At 44.4% G+C, this 23492-nt stretch carries 20 protein-coding genes; 6 read left to right on the top strand and 14 right to left on the bottom strand.

Going from position 1 to position 23492, the window contains the following annotated elements:
* Nucleotides 1-3: 3 nt before the first annotated feature.
* The 4 genes from GJQ68_RS06155 to GJQ68_RS06140 are packed head-to-tail and all read right to left on the bottom strand — an operon-like array spanning nt 4 to nt 1946.
* On the bottom strand, nt 4-393 hold the full coding sequence (locus tag GJQ68_RS06155; RefSeq protein ID WP_162416425.1) for a hypothetical protein: 390 nt from the start codon (nt 391-393) through the stop codon (nt 4-6).
* Between the two features lie 56 nt (nt 394-449).
* Entirely contained in the window at nt 450-683 is a 234-nt protein-coding gene (locus tag GJQ68_RS06150; protein ID WP_162340985.1) for an AtpZ/AtpI family protein, read from the bottom strand.
* The gene (locus GJQ68_RS06145; protein WP_162416424.1) at nt 649-1068 is read right to left on the bottom strand and encodes a bactofilin family protein; all 420 of its coding nucleotides are present in this window, start codon (nt 1066-1068) and stop codon (nt 649-651) included. Before GJQ68_RS06145 ends, GJQ68_RS06150 begins: the two co-directional genes overlap by 35 nt.
* Nucleotides 1069-1070: 2 nt before the next feature.
* Entirely contained in the window at nt 1071-1946 is an 876-nt protein-coding gene (locus GJQ68_RS06140) for a M23 family metallopeptidase (protein WP_162416423.1), read from the bottom strand.
* A 110-nt stretch (nt 1947-2056) separates the two neighbouring features.
* Between GJQ68_RS06140 and porW the strand changes: the two genes are divergently transcribed.
* From porW to uvrC, 3 genes are read left to right on the top strand one after another with little or no spacing between them, the layout of a single operon-like run.
* The gene (gene porW / locus GJQ68_RS06135; RefSeq protein ID WP_317174413.1) at nt 2057-4711 is read left to right on the top strand and encodes a type IX secretion system periplasmic lipoprotein PorW/SprE; all 2655 of its coding nucleotides are present in this window, start codon (nt 2057-2059) and stop codon (nt 4709-4711) included.
* Between the two features lie 8 nt (nt 4712-4719).
* The gene (locus tag GJQ68_RS06130) at nt 4720-7032 is read left to right on the top strand and encodes a penicillin-binding protein 1A (RefSeq protein WP_202927885.1); all 2313 of its coding nucleotides are present in this window, start codon (nt 4720-4722) and stop codon (nt 7030-7032) included.
* Between the two features lie 52 nt (nt 7033-7084).
* Nucleotides 7085-8878: an excinuclease ABC subunit UvrC gene (gene uvrC / locus GJQ68_RS06125; protein ID WP_162416422.1), complete on the top strand. Its 1794-nt coding sequence runs from the start codon at nt 7085-7087 to the stop codon at nt 8876-8878.
* 55 nt (nt 8879-8933) lie between these two features.
* Here uvrC and porN read toward each other — a convergent pair whose 3' ends face one another.
* The 9 genes from porN to GJQ68_RS06080 form a co-directional block, all read right to left on the bottom strand.
* On the bottom strand, nt 8934-9758 hold the full coding sequence (gene porN / locus GJQ68_RS06120) for a type IX secretion system ring subunit PorN/GldN (protein WP_162416421.1): 825 nt from the start codon (nt 9756-9758) through the stop codon (nt 8934-8936).
* A gap of 43 nt (nt 9759-9801) precedes the next feature.
* Nucleotides 9802-11403, bottom strand: a complete 1602-nt coding sequence (gene porM / locus GJQ68_RS06115; protein WP_162416420.1) for a type IX secretion system motor protein PorM/GldM — start codon at nt 11401-11403, stop codon at nt 9802-9804.
* Between the two features lie 54 nt (nt 11404-11457).
* The gene (gene porL / locus GJQ68_RS06110; RefSeq protein ID WP_162416419.1) at nt 11458-12261 is read right to left on the bottom strand and encodes a type IX secretion system motor protein PorL/GldL; all 804 of its coding nucleotides are present in this window, start codon (nt 12259-12261) and stop codon (nt 11458-11460) included.
* Nucleotides 12262-12316: 55 nt separating this feature from the next.
* Nucleotides 12317-13411: a T9SS ring complex lipoprotein PorK/GldK gene (gene porK / locus GJQ68_RS06105; protein WP_162340992.1), complete on the bottom strand. Its 1095-nt coding sequence runs from the start codon at nt 13409-13411 to the stop codon at nt 12317-12319.
* 111 nt (nt 13412-13522) lie between these two features.
* Entirely contained in the window at nt 13523-14500 is a 978-nt protein-coding gene (locus tag GJQ68_RS06100; RefSeq protein ID WP_162416418.1) for a PorP/SprF family type IX secretion system membrane protein, read from the bottom strand.
* Nucleotides 14501-14577: 77 nt separating this feature from the next.
* Nucleotides 14578-15351, bottom strand: coding sequence for a uroporphyrinogen-III synthase (locus tag GJQ68_RS06095; protein WP_162416417.1), 774 nt, complete (start codon nt 15349-15351; stop codon nt 14578-14580).
* 16 nt (nt 15352-15367) lie between these two features.
* Entirely contained in the window at nt 15368-16480 is a 1113-nt protein-coding gene (locus tag GJQ68_RS06090) for a DUF4271 domain-containing protein (protein WP_162416416.1), read from the bottom strand.
* Nucleotides 16480-18219 carry a BamA/TamA family outer membrane protein gene (locus GJQ68_RS06085; protein ID WP_235941141.1) on the bottom strand — a complete coding sequence of 580 codons (1740 nt, stop codon included), beginning with the start codon at nt 18217-18219 and terminating at the stop codon, nt 16480-16482. Before GJQ68_RS06085 ends, GJQ68_RS06090 begins: the two co-directional genes overlap by 1 nt.
* Complete coding sequence (locus GJQ68_RS06080) at nt 18213-19085, bottom strand: SMP-30/gluconolactonase/LRE family protein (protein WP_235941156.1); 873 nt, start codon at nt 19083-19085, stop codon at nt 18213-18215. Before GJQ68_RS06080 ends, GJQ68_RS06085 begins: the two co-directional genes overlap by 7 nt.
* A gap of 227 nt (nt 19086-19312) precedes the next feature.
* Between GJQ68_RS06080 and hemW the strand changes: the two genes are divergently transcribed.
* A complete protein-coding gene (gene hemW / locus GJQ68_RS06075) occupies nt 19313-20437 on the top strand; it encodes a radical SAM family heme chaperone HemW (RefSeq protein ID WP_162416414.1) in 1125 nt (374 codons plus the stop codon).
* A gap of 23 nt (nt 20438-20460) precedes the next feature.
* On the top strand, nt 20461-20775 hold the full coding sequence (locus tag GJQ68_RS06070) for a DUF721 domain-containing protein (protein WP_162416413.1): 315 nt from the start codon (nt 20461-20463) through the stop codon (nt 20773-20775).
* Nucleotides 20776-21025: 250 nt separating this feature from the next.
* Here the strand turns inward: GJQ68_RS06070 and GJQ68_RS06065 are convergent, their stop codons facing one another.
* Entirely contained in the window at nt 21026-22474 is a 1449-nt protein-coding gene (locus GJQ68_RS06065) for an aldehyde dehydrogenase (NADP(+)) (protein WP_162416412.1), read from the bottom strand.
* Nucleotides 22475-22739: 265 nt separating this feature from the next.
* Between GJQ68_RS06065 and GJQ68_RS06060 the strand changes: the two genes are divergently transcribed.
* Nucleotides 22740-23258, top strand: coding sequence for a GNAT family N-acetyltransferase (locus tag GJQ68_RS06060; protein ID WP_162416411.1), 519 nt, complete (start codon nt 22740-22742; stop codon nt 23256-23258).
* Nucleotides 23259-23492 lie beyond the last annotated feature (234 nt).

Genomic DNA, 23492 nt, shown 5'->3' with positions numbered 1-23492 from the left:
CGCCTATTTCGAATGAAGGCGCAAATTAGTTATTAAGCTGTACATATCAAACAATAAGTACAACAAATAAATGATAAAGAAATCTACTACAAACCAAAGTAAATTTTCATCACCTGCCCATAAAATAATAAAAACAAAGCCGATACTAAAAAGTAATCGGAGCACTGTGATGCCCAGGATCACCGATACCGAATTAAATGTTTCCAGTTTCATCAACAGGGTCGCCAACACACCGGTACTCCCGGTTAGGACCGCAAAGAAAAGCAACATGGCCCAAAAATGCCTGTGAAACCAGGGTCCGGGAAATAAGGCCTGTCCTCCCGCAGCTATCAAGGCCAAAAGCAGGGTGAAAACGGTGATTTTCACCAATCCTTTTATCTGAAGGGATTTCATATGATTTTGATTTGCTTTTTCATGTAGCGCAAATCGGGGGTTTGGTTTGACGGGCCTTATCGATTTTCATCGGATTTGAGGGATCTAAAAAGCTGATAAAAAGCCAGGGAAAGCGAAAGAAAACAACCCAGCAGCAGGTATAATGGAAAAACCATGCCGCTTTTTAAATGGAGTTTGTAACCAAGCCATGTGCCCAGCGCGATGATCGCCCCCATCTGGAAAGCAAGTCCAAAATATTTAACGTAAGCCGGTGGCTCAGTTTGAGGAGGCTTGTTGTTTGGGGTTGACATGATCCCTGTCCACTTTTAACTGATTGTTGGTGCCCATATTGCATTTCCCGTTAAACTCCGCACCATTTTCGATTATGAGCTTTTTGGTGTAAATATCTCCTATGATGAGCGCGGTTTTTTTAAGGAAAAGGGATTCCTCGCATTGGATGTCACCATTGACCTGGCCTGAAATTTCCACTTCGGAGGCTTTCACATCGCCATTCACTTTTGCCGATTCTCCGATAATGATTTTCTGCTGCGAGTCCAGCGATCCCTCTACCGTACCTTCTACCCGGATATTTCCCTGGGACCCAATATTTCCAACGATTACCGTTCCCATTGCTACCAAATTGCTGGAGCTCACCAGTTCATTGGTATTTCTTCTATCATCCGTGTTCTTTGCCATAATTAATCAAATGTTATGAATTCCCGGGGATCTAGCGGATTTCCTCTGTACCACAATTCCAGGTGTAAATGCTGGCCTGTGGTTTGTTCGCCTGTGTTGCCGATGATGGATACAATCTCACCACCACGTACAGGATCGCCAATAGCTTTCAATATTACAGAATTATGTTTGTAAATCGAAATCAATTCATTCGAATGCTGTATTCCTACTACATAACCGGTATCTAGCGTCCAGCTGGCAAAAATGACGGTTCCATCTGCTATGGCCTTTACCGGCTCATTTTCTCCAGCTACCACGTCTATTCCAAAATGATTTCCTGAAGCCGAAAAACTACTGGTAACCACTCCCTTCACCGGGGGGAAAAAATAATTATCAGTAAAGGTACTGCTACTCAAATTGCCAAAACCTCCTTCTTCGAGCGGTAGGGATTCGAATTCACTGATTATTTGCTGGGTAGCGTCGCTACTCTTGAAGAGGTCGATTTCCGATCGGTCCACTTGCTGTTCTCCCTGGTTTTCTACCGGCTCTGTTTGCTCCTCGTCCAGATCGGTTTCCCCGGAAAGTACCATCTGTATGTTTCGAACATACTGATCCTTTGCTTCCACTTCAAGTATCAGGGAATCCACCGTCTCCGACAGGGAATGAATCCGCACCATGTTTTCGGTTTCCACATACAAAGGATCAAACCATCGGGCCAGCAATGTCTTGGACAAAAACAAGGAAAGAACAAAACAGGTCAGAAACACCAAAGCGAACAATAATCCGACCCGTATCTTCGTAATATTAAAGGAAGTGATGACCGAAAAGTCTTCCTCTTTTCTGATGACAATCAGAAACTTGGTTTCAATCCAGTCATTAATTTTCTGTTTTACGCTCAATGGGCTTATTATTTAAAGATTTATCTTTTACAAAAATAGAATTTAATTCCTTTCGTTTAAATTTTTATCGCAAAAGAACTAATTTGGACCCTATTTCAAATTCAAACACCTTGTATAAAGCAATCCTTTTTCTGCGAACTTATATGATCCTATTGGCCTTATTGGCTGGGGTAATTTCCTGCTCCTCCCAAAAGGATACGTTTACCAATCGCCTGTATCATAATACAACGGCTAGATTTAATGCCTATTATTATGCCAAAGAAAAAATCAAGGAATTGGAAGTTGAAATAGAAAAAGAGTATCAGGAAGATTTCTCTCAGGTATTACCCGTTTTTTATCCCATCGACAGCAGCACCATAGAAGCAAATGAAACCCTGCTGGATGAAGCCAGAGAAATGGCTTCCAAAGCAGTGGATTGGCATAAAATAAGTAAGTGGGTGGACCCGGCTTACCTGCTGATCGGCAGAGTAGATTATTATAATGGGAAATTCGACGAAGCGCAGAACACCTTCAAATATTTAAATGTCAACAGTACGCAGGACCCGGTCCGGCACGAAGCGTTGATTCGCTTATTGAAATCCTTTATAGACCTTCGACAGTTTGAAGATGCTAATTTTGTAGTGGATTACCTTTCTAAAGAACCGGACATAAGCAAGGAAAATAAAAAACTGCTCTACAAAACCCTGGCCTATTACTATGAATCTCGGGGAGAAACAGATATGATTGTGCCTTCCTTATTTAAGTCTTTGGAATTTACCGATGACAAGGCTGAAATCTCCCGAATCAATTTCATATTGGGGCAGATGTACCAAAAGGCGGGATTGGATGCGTTTGCCTACGAATATTACCAAAAATCCTTATCGGGTAGTCCCAATTACGAACGCACTTTTTTTGCCCAACTTTTTTCCCAGCAGGTAGCTGAACTGGAGAAAAGTAAGGACCTGAAAAGAGTAAGAGACTACTATGATGCCCTTTATTCTGATAACAAGAACGTTGATTTTCGGGATGTTATCCTTTTTGAAAAAGGTCGTTTTGAAAAAAAACAAGGAAATCTGGACGAGGCCATCCGACTCTACTCCCTTGCTGCAAAAGAGCCCAGCGAAAATGAGCGGCAGAAGGGGTATATTTATCAGGAATTATCCGAGGTGTTCCTCCACGAAAAGGAGGATTTTCTCAAAACCAAATATTACCTGGACAGTGCGTTGTCAAAATTCAAGGAAACAGACAGAAACTACGCTACCCTGGCATCCAGAAAAGTAGTTTTTGATCAATTTGCGGAAAATTTTGAAACTTTAACTCGAAATGACAGCCTGATTAGGCTTAGCCGCCTGAGTCCTGAGGAACAGGAAACATACGTGGACACCTATTTGGCCCAGGAGGAAGCGCGATTAATCCAGGAAGCAGAACTGGCAAATCAAAAGAAAAACACTGGCATCTTTGACAACCTGCTGGCCTTTGGAGGGAGTGGTGGCAGCAGTGGATCCACTTTTTACTGGGACAATCCGGTGGCAATTCAGCGCGGTTCGCTGGAATTTAATAAAGTCTGGGGCAATCGCTCCCTTACAGATAATTGGAGAAGTAGCGACCGCAGCTTTCAGGATATCCCAGGGGAAGGAGATCAGGCCGTTTCATCTGAGGAAACAGAAGAGGGCACCACGGAAGATTCGGAAGAAACAGCCCTGGCCACGCAGCTACCGGACAAAAGCAGTTTACTGAGTCAAATACCGAATGAACCGGAAACACGCGAATTGATGTTGGAGGAGATGGAAAATGCCTATTTTAACCTGGGAAAACTCCTTTATTTCGACCTTGAAGAACCCCAAAAAGCGATTACCAATCTGGAAATGCTCATCGAAAAATTTCCGGAAACGCCAAAAAAACCCGAAGCTTATTATACCCTTTATCTGGCCTCCAGGGACCTGGGCCTCGGTGCGGAAACATATGCGCTGCTGCTTAATACGGAATTCCCTGATTCCCAGTTCACCAAATCAATCAATAACCCAGACCAGGTATCCGGTTCTCAGGCGAATTTTGAATCCGGACAAAATTACAAGGAGGCTTACGCACGTTACCGGGAACAAGAATATACTTCCGCACGCAGTATCATAAGGGAATCCCTAAACCGATACCCGCTAACCAAAAATACGGACCGGTTATTGCTGTTGGATATTTTGATTGCAGGGAAGCTGGAATCGGTAGACCGGTACAAGGAACGGCTCCATAGTTTTCTGCAAAATGCCGAGGACGAACCATTACGGGATTTTGCAGAGAAGTTGCTTGAGGCCGTCAGTGAAGACGACGAAGCGGTGGCAAGCAGTGAGGAGGAAGCGTTGCCGGGAGAAGAGACTGTTGCCGCAGATCAGGACCAGGACCAACAAGTGCCCGAGGAAGAAGCGTCTCCCTACAAAGCAAACGCCTCTCAAACCCATATTTTTATTTTACCCTTGGATGAAGATATGGCTGAAAATTCGGGAGATCTGACGGCAGCTTTGGAAAGTTTTCACGCTGAAAATTTCTCTATTGAGCGGTTGAGGACAGGTACGATTGCCATCACCAGAGAAACGAAGATTCTAATTATCAGCCCTTTTCCCAACGCGGAGAAGTCTTTGAATTACCGGGAAACGTTTTTAAGCAGTTTTAACAGTGATTCATTACCGGAGGAGCAAAAAAATAGTAGTTTTGTTATTTCAATAGAAAACTTCCAGCAACTCAACAAACGAAAGGATCTGGAAGAGTACAGGTCCTTCTATGAGCAAGCTTATTAATAACTAGTATGAGTAATAGTAAAAAGAGTAATGCTAAGCCTTTGTATAAAAAAATCATTCGATACATGTGGCTGGTTTTTGTTTTGGGATTGGTTGGATTGGTCCTTTTCATTACCGCAGTAAATGCCAACTTCCTGGGCTTGTTTGGAGACATGCCGGATTTTGAATCGCTTGAAAATCCGGAAAGCGAACTAGCCTCCGAATTGTATTCAGCGGACGGTATTTTGCTGGGAAAATATTTTAGGGAAAACCGGACACCTGTCACCTATAATGAACTTGCTCCCAACCTGATCAATGCGCTGATTGCCACAGAAGACGTTCGCTTTGAGGACCACTCTGGAATCGACCCCAGGGGCCTGTCCAGGGTATTGGTCAAAACGCTACTCCTCGGTCAGCGAGGCGCAGGGGGTGGAAGTACACTAAGCCAACAAACGGCAAAAAACCTTTTTAAAACTCGGACAAAAGCTTCGCAGGGCTTTTTGAGCAATGTTCCGGTCCTGAGGATGATTATCATTAAAACCAAGGAATGGCTCGTGGCAGCAAAACTTGAAAGGGCCTATACAAAAGAAGAATTACTTACCATGTACCTGAATACTTCCGACTTTGGGAGTAATTCATTTGGAATCAAGACCGCTGCCAGCACCTTCTTCAACAAGGAACCCAGGGACTTGAGCATCCAGGAATCTGCCACATTGGTAGGTCTTTTTAAAGCTCCCTCCTACTACAGTCCTGTTTATAATCCTGAGAACTCTCTTCGTAGAAGAAACACGGTGTTGTCGCAGATGAATAAGTATGAATTCATTACCCAATCCCAATACGACAGCATTTCCGATATGCCCATCGAATTGGAATACAATGTGGAAGGTCATAATGAAGGATTAGCTACTTACTTCCGAGAGGTGGTCAAAGCCGATTTGATACAATGGACAAGAGAAAACCTAAAACCGGATGGTACCAATTACGACCTGTTTGGGGATGGCCTGCGGATATATACCACCATCGATAGCCGGCTGCAACGGTATGCGGAAGAGGCAGTAGCCGAGCACATGCCTGAACTTCAGGAGAAATTCGAAGCGGAGATTGGGGATCGGGATCCCTGGATAGACAGCCAGCGCAGGCCTATTCCAAATTTTCTTGAAAACGCCGTAAAAAGAACCGAATCCTATCGAAACCTCCGTTCCAGATATGGAGACGACACAGACAGCATTGAGTACAAACTGAATGAAAAGAAAAAAATGACGGTTTTTTCCTATGAAAAAGGAGAAATAGACACCCTCATGAGTACCATGGATTCCCTGAGGTACTACAAAAAATTCCTTCAAACAGGTTTTGTTTCCATGGATCCCCACAGCGGGCATATCAAAGCCTGGGTCGGGGGTGTTAATCACAAGCATTTCAAATACGATCACGTGAAGCAGGGAAAAAGACAACCCGGCTCCACTTTTAAACCCTTTGTGTATGCTGCCGCCATTGAGAATGGCTACGGCCCTTGCTATACGGTGATTGATCAGCCTGTGGAAATCAACCAGCCCGATCAGCCCACCTGGAGGCCCAGCAATGCCAATGGAGAATTCACTTTCGAACGCATGACCATCCGCTCGGCCATGTCCCAGTCCGTCAATTCCATCACGGCCTATATGATGAAAAAACTAAGTCCCAGCGTGGTGGTTGAAACCGCGCATCGGATCGGTATCACGAGCGAACTGGAAGCGGTTCCTGCCCTCGCATTGGGAACCGTGGATGTTTCTATCATGGAAATGGTCGGTGCCTTTAGCACATTTGTGAATAAAGGAGAGCACATTACTCCTATTTACATCGACAGGATTGAAGACAAATTTGGCAACGTTCTGCACCAGTTTATCCCTCGAAAACGACCGGCCATGAGTGAAGAAGATGCCTATATCATGGTGTACATGCTTCGTGGAGGAACAGAGGAAGAGGGAGGTACAAGTCAGGGACTTCCAAGAAATATCCGGGATGAAGGAAATGAAATAGGTGGGAAAACCGGAACCACCCAAAATGCCTCTGACGGTTGGTATATGGGCATTACCAAAGACCTTGTTAGTGGTGTATGGGTAGGAGGCGATGACCGGGCCATCCATTTCAGAAGCTGGCTCAACGGGCAGGGTTCCAGAACCGCGCGCCCCATCTGGTCAAAGTTTATGACCAAAGTTTACGAGGATCCTAACCTGGACATCACCAAAGGACCTTTCCCTAAACCTGAAAGGCCATTAAGCATAGAGATCGATTGTTCCAAATACGACCTGAATCAGGACGAATACCAGGAATTTGATTATGATGCTACCAGTACGGATTTCTGATCAATCGGGTATGCATTGATTTCAAAAACGCAATGATTTTGTCTCTATGGACATGCATTCTCCATCGTATCTTCCAACGGAACATCAGCAGCTTCCGGACCTCCCCGGGGTCTATCGATACTACAACAAAGAAGGTAAGCTCATTTATGTAGGGAAAGCCAAGAGCCTGAAAAAAAGGGTCGGTAGCTATTTTAGCAAAAGCACCGGCCTTAACCAAAAAACCCGCAGGATGGTAAGGGAAATCCATACCATCGAAATCACCATTGTGAATTCGGAGTTTGATGCCCTGCTGCTGGAGAATAACCTGATTAAAAAATCGCAGCCCAGGTACAATGTCTTGCTTAAAGACGACAAAACCTATCCGTACCTGCTGCTTACGGATGAACCCTTTCCCAGAATCTACCCTACCCGCAGGGTAATCCCCTCTAAGGGCACCTATTATGGACCTTTTGCCAGTGTCAAGGCGATGAATAATGTGCTCGACCTTATTCTTTCCCTTTTCACCATCAGGACCTGTAAACTAGACCTGGCTCCTGAAAAGATAGCCGCTTCCAAATACAAGGTTTGCCTGGAGTACCATCTGGGAAACTGCAAGGGACCTTGTGAAGGGTTGCAGGATGAAAAAAACTACCTGGCAGATATCGAACAAGCGCGAAATATTCTAAAAGGAAACCTGGGAATCGCCAAGAGTTTTTTTAAGGAACACATGCAGGCAGCCGCAGCGGCGCTGCATTATGAAACGGCACATCGGTATAAAGAAAAACTGGACCTGCTTGAAAAATACCAGGCCAAATCACTGGTAATCAATCCCAATGCCGATAGTCTGGACGTGTTTGCCATAGTCAGCGAAGAAAAGTTTGCCTTTGTGAACTACCTACGGATAAAAAATGGTGCCATCACCCTTAGCAAAACGGTCGAACTTAAAAAGAAACTGGACGAAACGGATCAGGAGCTACTTCTTACCGCTATCGTGAGGCTGCGGGACCAGTTTCAAAGTGATGCCAGGGAAGTATTGGTCAATGTGGAATTTGAGGATTCTCCGGAAGGCTTACACCTAACCCTGCCTAAAATTGGCGACAAGCGAAAACTGATTGATTTAAGTTTAAAAAATGCCTTGTACTACAAAAAGGAAAAGGCCTTACTGGCAGGAGAGACCAAAGACAAAAAAAACAGGGTGCTTCTGCAACTTCAGCAAGACCTATCCTTGAGCGAGTTGCCAACGCATATCGAGTGCTTTGACAATTCCAATATACAAGGCAGTAACCCCGTAGCTAGTATGGTTTGCTTTAAGGATGGGAAACCAGCCAAGAAAGAATACCGGCATTACCACATCAAAACTGTAACGGGGCCTAATGACTTCGCCAGTATGGAAGAGGTCGTTTACAGAAGGTACAAAAGGATGGCTCAGGAAGAAGTGGCCCTACCCCAATTGGTAGTAATCGATGGGGGAAAGGGGCAATTGTCTTCGGCTGTCGCAGCACTCAAGCGACTCGATCTATATGGGAAAATCCCCATCATTGGCATCGCCAAACGTTTGGAGGAAATCTATTTTCCGGGAGATATCTATCCCCTCTATATCGATAAAAAATCCGAATCGCTGCGACTGATCCAGCGAATTAGGGACGAGGCGCACCGGTTTGCGATTACCTTTCACCGTAACTTGAGAAGTAAGGGAGCGCTCAATTCCCAATTAACGGGCATAGAAGGTATCGGAGAACATACAGCTCAGAAACTTTTGAAGCATTTTAAATCCTTCAAAAACATTCAGAACGCCAGCCTGGATCAACTTACCGGTATTGCCGGAAAGGATAAAGCGGAAAAAATTCACGCTGCCCTGCATCCATAAAAAAAAGCGACCTTCTTTTGAAAGCCGCTTTTTCTATGCATGGAGAGCAATTTGCTTACCACTCCCATAAGTTATTTTCCCATTCCAACAGGTCATATTCAAATTCCAGGGAATTTAAAAAGGCCTGCAATTCAACATTTGGATTTTCCGCATCGATCATATCTACGATCAGAGCATTGTCCGGATTGGTATATTTCCTGACCACGGATCTGAATAATCGCAAATCAAACGCCTGGCTGTAGGGTAAATGCTTGGACGTATTTTGAAAATTCAGCCAGCGGCCCTTTTCCATATCGTCAAAATAATTATAAAAATCTTTGTACCGGATAAACGCAATGGATTTCTGCCCGGCACCAGAGTTTGTTTCCGATGGCATGACCAACTCCAGGTATTTTACATCAAACTTTACTTCGGAGCGGTGCTTATCAAACACAAAATCCTCCCGAAAATCCAGGTAATAAACGTCTTTCACAAAAATACTATCGCCATTTTCGGCTGTAAGAAAGTTCGTTTGAAACTCACTAATGGAAAGGGGCTGAGTAAACTCCTCGTCCGCAAAAATCTCAAAGGCATTTTCGTTCACAATGGCATTGTAAATGTTCATCATAATGCCATCCGACTTAAGTCCACCGGTACCATAGAGGGGAAGATTAAATTTCTCCCTCAAATCAATTCGTCGCCAGACCCCGACCTGGTACATTTTATCTGCTTCTCTTATGGGAAGTACCGAATACGTTGTATCGATTTCAAACTCGGTATCTCCCATCTCCATATTCGGGTTTTGGGTGTTGGTGTTCTGTGAAAAAGCAGGCAAGGCCAGCAGGTTCAGTGCCAGAAATAACAGCCAAAAATTTGCGAATGGTTTATTGGATACATTCATGTTTTCTTTCATTTAATTCTAAAACGCTCCAAACGATGATTTATTACCTGATGGAGATTTGTGAAATGTCATTAACAGCGCTTCTGATCTTGTTGCCTCTGAAATTGGTACGGGTAACTTCCCTGGCAATGATAATCAGCCGGTCACCGCTCTGTGCCTGGGCCAATAAGTTTCTTACTGCCACATTCTGTCCGGTGATATTTACACTTTCCCGCGGCACATCATTTCTTACCAGCCTAACTTCTCCGGCCGTTACCTCGAAGTTGGCATCATTCGGCATGGTCCTTCCAAAGGTAGGTTCTGGTACCGCCCTGATTTGGAGATTTGTCAAGGCATTGGCAGCATAGGGGTTCTGTTCATCTACCTGTGTATCGCCAACATAAGGCTGAATGGTAGGCGCCGGAACTGGCTTGATGTCGTATTCAACGGTACCGATTCTATTACCTCCGCTGGAAACCGTGATGTTTACATTACCGGATGCTCCGGGTATAACGGTAACATCTGAAGGCCGGGATCCTTTGATGGCCTGACCACCGGAAACGGAAAATTCAGGGGCGTATGAATTGCCCAGGGCAGGTACTTCAATCACCAAATCATTGGCGCATTCCGCGTATAATTGATTGACTACCTCTGAACTAACCTTTATCACCGGCTCGGCGACAAAGTAATCGTAATTGATCGTGAACACACTGTCCTGCCCGCCTATCGGAACGATAATTTCACCTGTTAGTGTTCTCGGAGCAAGTCCCCGATCATCGTAATTCGAAGCCGGCGCTACCGGAAATTGAATCTTACCAAAACCAGCTTCCACCGGTATTTCCCTACCGTCCGCAGTCATTTTTAACTCGGTGGAGGAAGAGGAAGAGGCCAGAAACATTTCTGCCTCAAATGTAGTTCCTGCTGCTACCACATTCGAATTAGCCGCTACTTGCGCTTTCAATTTATCCGCTTCGAAAATAAAGGATCCGAGGGAGTTGGTAATCGCAGTCAACGCTTCACTTTCGATATTCAACACTTCATTCTGGTGCTGACTGATAATGGCCAACACTGCTCCAATTGGAGATTTTACATAATTAAGGTTGACATAATCTTTATAGTTGACATCTACATCATTCTTAAACAGATCAATTTCACTGGCATCCTTGGCAATTTTCTCAAAAGAGCTGGAAATGTTTAAGTCGGCAAGGATCTGGTTGAGCTCTTCAGGAAATTCATTCAGTTTTTCCTGCATCTCATACCCAAGCCGGTTGTTGTTAAAAAGGTTTCCAGGAATATCGGTGTTTTTAAGTGCCGAAGTTTTGAAATTTCCTTCATCATTAATGGCGTTAGACTGCTCGATAAGCAAGCTTTTCGCCTCTTCCAGGTAGCTGTAGAGATCCGAGCTTTTTTCCCGGATTTCCCTGGCTGCTTCCACTTTAGGGATGTCCACCGGGTTATTTCCCTGCTGTTCTACGGTAGAAGAAATGATGTTTACAGAAAACTGATTCTTCTGAATGTAATTCGTTGAGGTTCGTTCCAAACCATCGTTGATCAGAATAAACTTCTGAAGGATCTGGTTACTCACCTGTAGTGCCAATAGAGCAGTCAGGACCAGGTACATCATCCCGATCATCTTCTGCCTTGGTGTTTCTTTACCACCCGCCATAAGCTATTTTATATTTTCTGAGATTAAAATAAATAAGAACTGCAATCAACGAAATCAACCCTTCATTGCTGAAAGCATGCCACCATACACCTTGTTCAGGGAATTGACATTTTGATTGAGTTTCGCCAGTTCGGTTTTAAAAGTTTCGGTTTCTTTTCCAGCTTCAGCAATGCCTTCCATGGCTGCGGTGACGTTGGAATAAAATTTACTGATGGTTTTTGCGTGCATGTTGGAATCTTTCAATTCCTCCTCGTATACATTATTCAGTGCGGAAAGGCTTCTGGTAACATTGACCACCTGGTCCCGATAAGCTTTGGCATCCTCGGATGCAGAAGACATTTCAGCCAGCGCAGAGGCCGTTTTGCTGTAAGAATCATTAATATCTACCAGGGATTTGGAAGCTTTCTTCACATTATCAGCGTATTCCTGAGTGGCGACGGTAGCATCTGAAAGGGTGCCTAATTTCTCGGTTGTACTTGCCAGATTTTGCATGCCTTTGCCTAAACTTTCCAAAAGCTCGGGACCAATCTTTGCCTTTTCAAGTAGCTCATCCATTTTTTGAGCCGTTTGATCCGTGCTAGGCCTGGCGGCCCTTGCTGGTGATTTTCCACCTTCTTTTCCGGCAAGCTCCGGATAGACCTTGGACCAGTCCACTTCCTCGCTTTTGGGCTCGAATGCAGATAAAAAGAAAATCAATGCTTCCGTGGTCAGACCCACACCGATCATCAGAGATGCAAATGGCCAATCCAAAATCTTAAACATAGCTCCAAGAATTACTACTGCAGCTCCAATTCCATAAATCTTAGGCATGATAGAGCCATAAAACTTATAAGCAAAGGTGTTATTTTCTGTTGACATAATTTAAAAAAACGTTAAGTAAGGAATCGTTTGAGGTATATGTGATTAAGCTAAATTATCTTCTACTTCTTCTATTGGATTTTACATCCATGGAGCCTGACCGTCCTATGTAGGTCATGGCGGTTCGGAAACCAATATGAGCCGTCTGAACATACTGGTATTCGTAATTCCGGGCACTGGTTTCTAAAAAGTGGGCGACATCTTTCCAGGATCCTCCCCGGACTACTTTTCTGGTTTCCGTAGAATCTTTATAAGTCGGATTCATATCCCAAATTAAGGCATTGGCTGCTGGGTTATAGGCATCTTCTACCCATTCGGCTACATTTCCCGCCATATTGTATAAACCAAATCCGTTTGGTGCAAAGGCATCTACCGGAGCGGTGTAGGCAAATCCATCGTCGATGTAATTTCCTCTTCCGGGTTTGAAATTAGCCATCAGACAGCCTCTTCTATTCTTCAGGTAAGGACCACCCCAGGGGTATTTGGCGATTTCTTTTCCGCCCTTGGCTGCGTACTCCCACTCTGATTCAAAAGGAAGTCGAAACTTGGGCATGTCAAACTCAGACTCGTCATTGGCGTTCATATGATAGGACTTCCACTCACAAAATTGCTTGGCCTGATCCCAACTGATCCCCACCACAGGGTAATCATCAAAAGCCGGATGATCAAAGTAATACTCCATCAGTGGGTCTCCATAATGGTGTGTAAAACTTGTCGACCAAACCGTCGTATCCGGAAGCAACTCTTCCAATACAAATTCCGGCGCCTCTGCCTGCGTAGTGGGCGTACCCAATGCCAGTTCACCCATACGAACAGCATCTAAAAATTGTCGGTATTTGTTATTGGACACTTCGTACTTATCCATGTAAAACTCCGAAATTGTTACTTGCTTATTCATAGAAGACATGCTTAATGCAATGTCTTCGTCAGACTGCCCCATCCAAAAAGTTCCAGCCTTCACCGGGGCCATTTCATAGGGCAAGGCTTGCTGCCAGCCCGAACGTTTGGGAACCCCTGTCACTTCACCTCTACGGTTGAGTTTTTCACTGGAGGTACCTTTGTTCCCAAAAAGCCCACAACCCTGAAGTAATGCCATTATTACCAGACCCGAAATCAGGGTAAAAAAGCGCTGATTCATTTTTTTAAACATAAATGACATTAAATTAACTACATTCATTTTCAACCATTTAAACAAATAACCAATTCGAAATTTAACAGATTTTATCAGAAAAACACAAGGATTTTTTTAATAAAGTTTCAACTAATCGAATCTAAATCTTGGTGTTCTCTGAATCATCCGTTCTATTTGTTTCGAAACCTGTGGTAAATTGTAGGTCAACATAAACTCATGGGATGAAGGAGACTTTGCTTCCAATCCTCCAACTACCAAATCGAATGCGTAACCCAACCTGAGGGAATTATCTCTTAACAGACTGTATCCCAACAACACGGAAGCGGACTCTTCACCTCTGTAAGCCAATCCCAAACTTATTTTTTTATTGTACGTGCCTATAACGCTGATGTCATAAGAAAAATTATTCAGGGCTATTGATTTTACTAATATACTTGGTTCAACGGTTAATTGAGCAAAAGTGTTTATGCGATACCCCGCCAATACATAATGATGATTCTCCAAACGGTTTGCCAGGCTACCATCTCCGAAATCAAATCCCGGTTCATTAAGGTTGCGGCTACTTAGCCCCAGGTAAAAGCTACCCCTATCGTAGAGCAGGCCTACCGATACGTTTGGACTTCCCTGATTTTCGTTCCCCGCAGAGGGAATGGTCGGATCCGGGTTTACGGGTAAAAACTCATCGTACCGGATCGTGCTGGAAAAAAAACCTCCGGTGGCCCCCATGCTCAGTATTCCCCTCCCAATGGGAAGGTGGTAGGCCAAAGAAAGATTAACCTCCTGATTGGTGAAAGGCCCAATGGCATCATTTACGGCCACCAAGCCAAAACCCAAGGGAATCTTTTTCATCCTCCCGGATGCTGAAAGTAACTGGGTGGTTGGAGCTCCTCCCGCTCCGGTACTGGTGGTATAATCCAACCATTGACTTCGATGAAGGGCAGAAATGCTGTATCCGGCATCTTTTCCTGCAAATCCCGGATTGTAAAAAAGACCATTATACATGTATTGGGTAAACTGTGCGTCCTGCTGGCTGAATGCGTAAGGACTGAACCCCAGAATGGCAGCACCAGAAAACACACAAAATAGCAGGTAAGTTTTAATGGTCATGTGTAAAAGAAATTTTGCATTGGAAAATCTATTCTACACATTTAAACTGACTTTACCTTAAAAAAGATTAAAAGAAATCAGATTTTGTTCGCTTTTTTTATGTAAAGCTCCAATGCCCCTGTCATACTGGGTGCATTTGGCAGGGGTGCTTCAATATCAAGAATTAAGTCCATTTCCTTTACCGCCTGAGCAGTGGTGGGGCCAAAGGCAGCTATTCGGGTTTTGCCCTGTTCAAAATCAGGGAAATTCTGAAAAAGAGATTTGATCCCGGATGGACTGTAAAATGCCAGAATATCGTACTTAATATCTTTCAGGTCCGATAAATCCGCCGCTATTGTGTGATAGATGATCGCCTCTGTAAATTCAATGTTGTTTTTGCTCAAAAAGTCTGGAATATCTTCTTTCCGAATATCCGAACAAGGGAACAGGTATTTTTCTGATTTATGCTTCTTAAAGAAATCGAATAGGTCCGCAGCAGTCCGGTTTCCTACAAATAATTTCCGCTTCCTGATGACAATGTATTTTTGAAGGTAATGGGCAGTCTGTTCAGAAATACAAAAGTATTTCATGTCCGCTGGCATTTCGATCTTCAACTCCTGACAGATCCCAAAGAAATGATCGATGGCATTCCTACTGGTGAAAATTACGGCAGTATGCTTTAATATCTCAATTTTTTGCTTTCTGAAATCCTTAATAGAAACCGGTTCCACCTGAATAAAAGGCCTGAAATCAATTTTGATTTTGTATTTTTCTGCTAATTGAAAATAAGGCGAACGTTCATCAGCGGGTTTCGGCTGCGATACCAAAATGCTTCTAACCCGGTTTAATCTGTCTTTTGTTGATTGCGTCATTTTACTTTTTTTTCCTTTACCCTAGGAGCAATTTACAAATCACCAAAAAGGGGATTAATTCAGAGGTGCAAAGGTAAGAAAATAAATGATAATTATTAAAACCATTTTTTTTGTACATCCAGATGGACAAGCCAATAATTCCCAGGGTATACACTCCTAGAAAAGAATAGTAAAGGATTTCCATGTTAATCGTTCCAGGTATCAACTGATTGGCATAGAATACCACCGTCAGTCCCAACACCATCAACAATCCAAATCCGCTAACTTTCAATAAATAGAAAAAATGAGGAAGTGCCACCTTAGGTAAATCGAAGATAAAGGTGTGAATCCCCAACCAGAGAAACTTAAAAAAGGTCAGCAGGGTCAATACCAGGCTTATCACGAGCCATAGGTACACCATCGTTTCGATGTCCTTTTCGAAAAGGTACCCAAACAATTCTACTTCAAATAAATGAATCCCCAAAAGGGCCATCAGACCCACGCCCAGGTTGATTACAATCAGGTAAAAAAGAAGTTCAGCCGAATAGATTTTCGAAAAACCCACGGATTCCCATAGATCTTCAAAGGCAAAAATACCGGCCGGGTTCCAGAAAATGCCAAAAATGGAAGGAAATAACAGCCTGAAAAGCGCTATGAATAATAATAAAACCACAATGGCAATAAAAAAAAACTCCTTCACTTCATCTTTCTTCCTTTTACTTAGCTGCCCGTCTGAGATTCCGGGTATCTCGGACGGAGAAGCAAAAAACCCCTTCTTTACCGAAAATTCCCCCAGGTCAATCCCCTTTTTTCTGGCAGCTATTTTTACTTTCCCATCGGTTCCCTCGCTGGATTCCAACTTTTGGCTTTCTAAAAACACCAATGTATCCCGATCGGCAATCATCCATAACTCCTCCCCGATGAATAATCCGGCATCCTTTGGAATAGCAATTCTCCAGGTAGCCTCCGGGAAAGAACCCGGCACTACCCATACAAAAGCTGCTTCGTTTGGGGCCAGATTAAATCCCTGCTTTTGAAGCTGTATATCCGGATCATAATTGAGTAATACCTGTGCGATTCCAACCCTTGGCATCCCCTGACACAAGCAGAAGAAACCCATTACTAAAAATAACTGAATGCTTCTTTTCATTAAAAACGACCGGTAAAACCAAAATGAATCCTTGAGTACGAAAAACCTATGGGCTGATCAGAGGCCTGCCCCAAGGCGTAAACGAAAGTAAAGATACCCCCGTTGGTTTCCAAACTTAATCCCCCACCAAACGCCAATGGCCATTCTGTCGGCCGCCCTGTAACCCTATTTTCCAGCATGCCCAGGTCTGAAAACAATAGAAAATACGATTCATCGCTGATATAATACCGGGGCTCCACGGTGAAATACAGATACCGGCTGGCAAAGAAATAGTTTTCGTTGAACCCCCGAATGCTTTGCAAACCTCCCAGGCGGAATAAATCATTCAAAAACAAGTTGGAATTATACATTTCGCCCCCATTCATGGCCAATTTGGTGCTTAGTTTTCGCCGCCACAATAAATACCGTTCCACATTTCCCTGAAGGTAATATTGGATGGTGTTTCTTTTAACCTCCGCGTACAGGGCCTGCGGTAATCCGGTATTTTCTACCAGCTTCTTATTCCCGATCCCAGCCATAAACGAACCTCTCCACCCATTTTTGGGCATCAACACATCGTCGACATCATTGAAGCGTAGGGTGGTACCATAATTATTATAACGGAAATCGGCAATATCAGGAAGTTCATTCGCTTCCTCATACCTGCTCACGTCCAGTAAGTCTCCCGCTTGCCTTTTGCCGAAAAAACTCAGATCGATTTTTGGGGAGAGTTGCATGCCAATGGTTACATTAAACTCCCGGTTTAAAAAAGTGGTATCCTCTTTAAGAAAAGAAAAAGCCAGGCCCAGGTCCAATTGAGAACCAAGGACAAATGGTTCTCTGGCTTCAATTGTCAGGTTTTGCGAATACTGGCTGAGCCGCTGCCAGTTTAGCAGGTAGTCCCTTCCTTTACCAGAAACATTATAGAGTTGCACATCAAATTGCCCGGTTACCAGCCATTTATTCGCTTCTACCTCGTTTGGCAGCAGGCCGATAATACCATCTAATGTGTTGATTTTTCGGTCGGTTACCGGCAGGTATACCGTCGCTTCTTCGTTTTGAAAAGAGAGTTCAGGACTGCCATCTAGCCGGATATAGGGGATATTTCCCAGCCGGGATACGGCCTGATCCAGTTTTTTTTGGGAAAAAGGCGCTCCGGGAAGCAGCTTTAATTTTCTGGCCAGGTAAAGGGGCTGGGTTCTGGAACTACCGCTTATTTGAAGGGTGTCAAAAGCAATCCAGGGGCCCTTGTTTACGTTAATTCGTGCTCCTACCTGTTTTTCACTCACCGTCAGGCTGTCCAGATTCACCGCAATAAATGGATAGCCCTCATTTTGCCCTGTCTCCAACACCTCTTCGATAAGCTGCCTTACCTCTCCAAACCGAAATGGCCGCTCCTGAAAATGGATTCGGGAGAAAGCAGCGCTGCCCAGCATCCAGGGTTCCAGATTTCCTTTCTCCAGATACAACCAATAAAATTCCGGGCCCGTTTCCAGTAAAAGATGTGCTTTTCTTTCCGTTAAGAACACCAGGCTGTCCTCAACATTCAGGTATCCCTGCCACTGCAGGGAATCGATTAATCGCTTTGCGTGGTCATATATGGCCAGACTATCGGGAAACGTACGCTCCGAACGCTGTAACAGCCTCCCGTTTTCAGAAATTTCAAGACTGAGTTTGTAGGTCGAATCCTGAGCCTGCGTAGAAAGTACCAGTCCGGTCAGCAAAAAATATAAAAACAGCGCCTTTGAGCACTTTACCAAACACCCCTTACCTTCATGGGAAAGGTGTATACCGCATCCATTGCAGTAATAAACAAGGTCTTTCTGTCTCCTGCACCAAAACATACATTTGCCGTCCAGTTCGCATCTATGGGAATGTGCCCGATTTGATCCCCTTTGCTGTTAAAAATGGTAACTCCCTTACCTGTCAGGTAAACGTTCCCTCTATTATCAATGGTCATTCCATCGGAACCCATTTCCACGAATAACTGCCTGTTGGTTAGGTACCCGTCTTCTTCAATGTCGTACACATAGGTTTTATCATCCCCAATATCTGCTACATATAGCTTTTTCCCGTCGGGTGTTCCTACGAGTCCGTTGGGTTGCACCAGATTTTCATCCACTCTGAAAAACTGTAACCTATCGTCACTCAGGTAATAGAGGTGCTGCCCATCCTGCTGCATTTCCGGATCTCTATCCCAGTAGTCTCTTGCGTACAAAGGGTCCGTCAGGTAAATGCCGCCTTGAGGACGAATCCATAAATCATTGGGGCCATTTAATTTATTCCCTTTAAAATTTTCCAAAAGCACCTCGTGATTGCCTTCCATATCAAAGGACCACAACTCGTTTTCCATATCGGCACAGGCAATCAAATCTCCCTGCCGATTGAAATACAATCCGTTTGACCTGCCTGCCTCATCTGAGAAAACCGTAATTTCTCCCGTCGAAAACTTCCACTTATAAATTTTATTGTTTGGCTGATCTGTAAAATAAACATTCCCTTCCCTGTCCACGGCGGGACCTTCGGTAAAACTGTATCCCTCACCTACCTTTTCTAACGCTGCATCCCTGGGTACCAGGCTTTTTTTTATTTCCATTTGAGCCAGCAGAAATGAGGCCGGTGCCATAAAAAGAAAGGCAAGCAAAAAGGTTATTCTGGACAAATTCGTTTGTATAGCCATAGGGTTTTATTTTCAATTGGATTCAAAAATAAGTCAATTCTTTGCAAAAACTAAATCCTGATCCTAAGAATCTTTAGCTTTGTACCAGGAAATGGGTACGCCGCGACGACTCAAGGAATACTTCCCCAATGGTATCGGTTCAAAATTTCCCCCTTCTTCAATCAGAACTACTTATGGCTGGCATATACATTCACATCCCTTTTTGCCTTCAGGCCTGTCACTATTGTGACTTTCATTTCAGTACCAACCTTACCAACACGTCCCAGTTGGTGGCCGAATTATGCCGGGAACTGGTACTGAGAAAATCCTACCTGCCCCATAATACTCCTATCGAATCCCTGTATTTTGGAGGGGGGACTCCCTCCATTTTACCTACCGAAGAAATCCGGAAAATCTACCAAACCGTGCGGGAAAATTACGATTGCCAGCTAAAGGAAGTTACCCTGGAAGCCAATCCGGACGATTTGGAGGAAGAAAAGCTGGAAGCCTATTTAAAATTGGGGATAAACCGGTTGAGCATCGGCATTCAGAGTTTTAACGATGAAGTGCTGCGCTTTTACAACCGCTCCCACCATGCCGTCCAGTCCTTTGCCGCCCTGGAAAAAGCCCGGTCCGCTGGATTTAAAACCCTGACCATGGACCTGATCTATGGATATCCTCACGCCGATCATTCTATTTGGCAACAGGACCTGGCAAAAACCCTGGAATTGGCCCCGGACCACATCAGTGCCTATTGCCTAACCATTGAGCCAAATACAGCCCTGGGCATCTGGCAAAAAAAGGGGAAATTTGATGCCGCTTCTGAAGATTTTCAGGCCGAGCAATTTGAAATCCTCCAGCAAACCCTGGCTCCGGTCGGGTATATTCAATATGAAATTTCGAATTTTGCCAAAAATAATGCCTTTTCCCTCCACAACAGCAACTATTGGAAAGGGGTCCCTTACCTGGGTATAGGCCCCGCTGCCCACTCCTTTGACGGACAAAACCGAGGACACAATGTGGCCAATAACGCCCGGTACATCAAAATGCTTCAAAATAAGCAGCTCCCCTTCCAGGAATCCAAACTATCGAGAGAAGACCGGATCAACGAATACCTGCTTACCTCTCTGAGAACTATCTGGGGAACAAAAACAGGATTCCTGAAGGAGCATTATGACTGGGATATCCTTACCGAAAAGAAAAAGATATTGAACGATTTTCAAGCGCAGGGATTGATCCACCTGGATGGGGAGACCATTACTCTGACCGACCGGGGAAAATTACTGGCAGATTACCTGGCATCCGCCTTATTTATCTGAAGCTTTCCACGTATCTTTATTCCATGAAAAAATATCCTACAGGAAGCCAACGAACCCACACTACCGCTCCACTGAAAGAAGTATTCGAAGAGCTTCTGGAGGCCTACCGGCTTAAGGATACCTTCTCAGAGAAAACGGTGATTCAGGAATGGGAACAGCTCATGGGCAAAACAGTGGCCTCGCGAACCCAACATCTTTCAATTCGGCAAAAAGTCCTTTATGCCAAAATCAGTTCCGGACCGCTGAAAAAAGAGATGATGATGAACAAATCCAAAATCCTGCTCCTGATTGAAAATAAATATGGCAAAGGAGTGGTGAAAGACGTGGTATTTTTGTAGAACCCAAATTAGCCAGGAAGGAAATCCCCTTTCTTTTTTGTCTGGAAATTAGATATAGCAAACCTTCCACATCGCATCCCGCTGCGCTCGTCCCGCCTCTCCTGCGGCCGTGGCGTGAAACCAACCGACTCCCGTAATCTAGCGTTCAGCAAGGGAAAGTCTAAAATCGGGATATAATTTCAAAAAGATAAGGCTATCCGGCTCGCCTTCGGGTGCCGGATAGCTGTGATTTAATACAGAGATTGTGATCTTATGCTTCCCACTTTCCATCCACCTTTCTCATAATGCCAAGAGGATTTTCGTCCTTTAAAGCTTCCGGCAAAAGTTGCTTGGGCATGTCCTGATAAGCCACCGGCCTGGCAAATCGTTTGATGCCGTAGGTGCCTACGGAAGTACTCCGGCTGTCGGTAGTAGAAGGAAAAGGGCCTCCATGCTGCATCGCATGTCCCACCTCTACTCCGGTAGGAACTCCTTTAAACAATATCCTGCCACACTTTTCTTCCAATAGGCTGAGGAAAGGAGCATTTTTTTCCAATTCCCCAACTTCTGCCCAAACCGTGCAGGTTAACTGCCCTTTCAGTTTTTCAGCCAATTCCTTTAGCTGGGCTTCGTTTTCATAAACCACCATGATACCAAAAGGTCCAAAAACTTCTTCCTGAAAGGCTTCATTTTCGAGCCAGTCCTTGGCTTTCACCTTGGCCAGTGCCGCATTTCCGGTCAGCAATTCGGATGGTTCCGAAGTAAGTAGCCAGGTCAGCTCTTTGGATTGAGAGAGCGTTTCCAGTGCCTGGTAATAGCTGTGACAGATCCCTTCATGTAGCATCGGCGCGCCACTTACCTCCTTTAAGTTGTTCAAAACCGCTTTGGAAAATGCTTCCTCTTTTGATTTGGGAATAAAAATAAGGCCCGGATTCGTGCAGAACTGTCCCACGCCTAAGGTTAGCGATCCGGAGTAGGCCGAAGCCGCCGCCTCCAGTTGCCCGGAAAGATACCCTTCAAAGGCAACGATGGGATTAACACTTCCCATCTCTGCAAACACCGGAATGGGGTTTTCCCTGGCGTTGCAGGCATCGAAAAGGGCTTTTCCTCCCCGAAAGGATCCGGTAAAGGCAACGGCTTTTGCCAAGGGATGTACAACCAATTGCTGGCCGGCATCTATTCCTCCCTCTACCTGTTGGAAGGTACCTTTAGGTAGTCCGCTGATTCTTACGGCATCCTTAATTGATTCGGCCACCATGCGGGAAGTCTCCGGATGGGCCGGATGCGCTTTATAGATGACCGGACAGCCTGATGCCAATGCGGAAACGGTATCCCCGCCGGCAGTAGAAAAGGCCAGGGGAAAATTACTCGCTCCAAATACCACTACCGGACCTATCGCCTTTAGCATCCGCCGGATATCCGGCTTGGGAGCCGGTTTTCTTTCCGGGTCTGCCCGGTCAATGGTGGCTTCTACCCAGCTTCCTTCTGACACTAACTGCGCAAATAGCCTGATCTGCCCTAAGGTTCTACCCAACTCTCCGGTAATCCGGCCCTCCGGTAAATGGGACTCCCTGGCAGCAGCAGGAATCAAATCATCACGAATTCCATCTATCTGTTTGGCCATTTCCTCCAGGAAATCTGCCAGCTTATTTTTATTTATAGTCTTTAATTGTAGAAATGCCTGTTGGGCATCCTGGAAATTGACATCAATCTGACTCATCTTGTTTTATGGGTTTAATTGGTTATTACATTTAAAAAGACGCTGTCTTGCAGCAAAAAACCACTCGGTATGAATAGCTCAAGTTACAGGATATTCATCGCAGAAGCAACAAAATTACGTAGAATACGCCCGGCAATAGATCCCTGACCTATCCCTTTTCTTCCTTTCTGCGGATTAATTTTGATTTTTTACACTTCCTAAAGTACATTCAAGCTCGTATAGTACTGCATGCCTCGTTTATGAAATCACTTACTTCCCTGCTACTATGACTTTTATTGCGCCCTCCGGTATTGAAGGTATTCACGTTTCAAACCAACTTGAAGCCGGCGATATCGGCAGTATTATCGCTTTACACGGGAAACTCTATTTCGAAGAATATGGGTTTGGCCTGGGATTCGAAAAATACGTGGCCAGAACCTTTGCTGATTTTGTCTGCCAGTTTGAGCCGGGTAAAGATGCAATCTGGATCGCTAAAAAAGGCCCACAAGCAATAGGCTTTATTGCCTTGGTACATAGAGGAGCGGATTCGGGTCAGCTACGTTATTTTATTACCTGTCCGGAGTACCGCAAAAAAGGATTGGGAAGGTTTCTTTTCCGCCAGTTTATGAACCATGTACGGGCTAATGACTATTCTGAAATCTACCTATGGACCACCTCTAATCTGAAAGCGGCAGCTCATCTGTACTTACAGGAAGGCTTTTACATTACGGAGGAGAGGCAATCCGATACGTTTGGCATACCCCTGTTAGAACAAAAATACAAGTGGAAAAATCAAGCGCAATAAAGAGGGATGTACCGGCTAACTTATCAGGATTCCCTTATTGACCAATGAAAAACCAATCGAAGAGAATTGATTCGTTCGTATTGCAAGTCAGGCTTTTATAGAAAGACCAGTAGAATACCGAAAAGGGTGGAAAAAACGGGGTTTTAACCTATCTATATAAGTGAATCGATTTCTTTTTCGCAAAATTTTATTTTTTTAAAATTGATGAATCCTTCTTTTCTTATTGCTTCAATT

The sequence above is a fragment of the Cyclobacterium roseum genome (assembly GCF_010119225.1).
GTDB classification, from domain to species: Bacteria; Bacteroidota; Bacteroidia; order Cytophagales; family Cyclobacteriaceae; genus Cyclobacterium; species Cyclobacterium roseum.
This window is presented reverse-complemented; position numbering and strand designations above follow the sequence as displayed.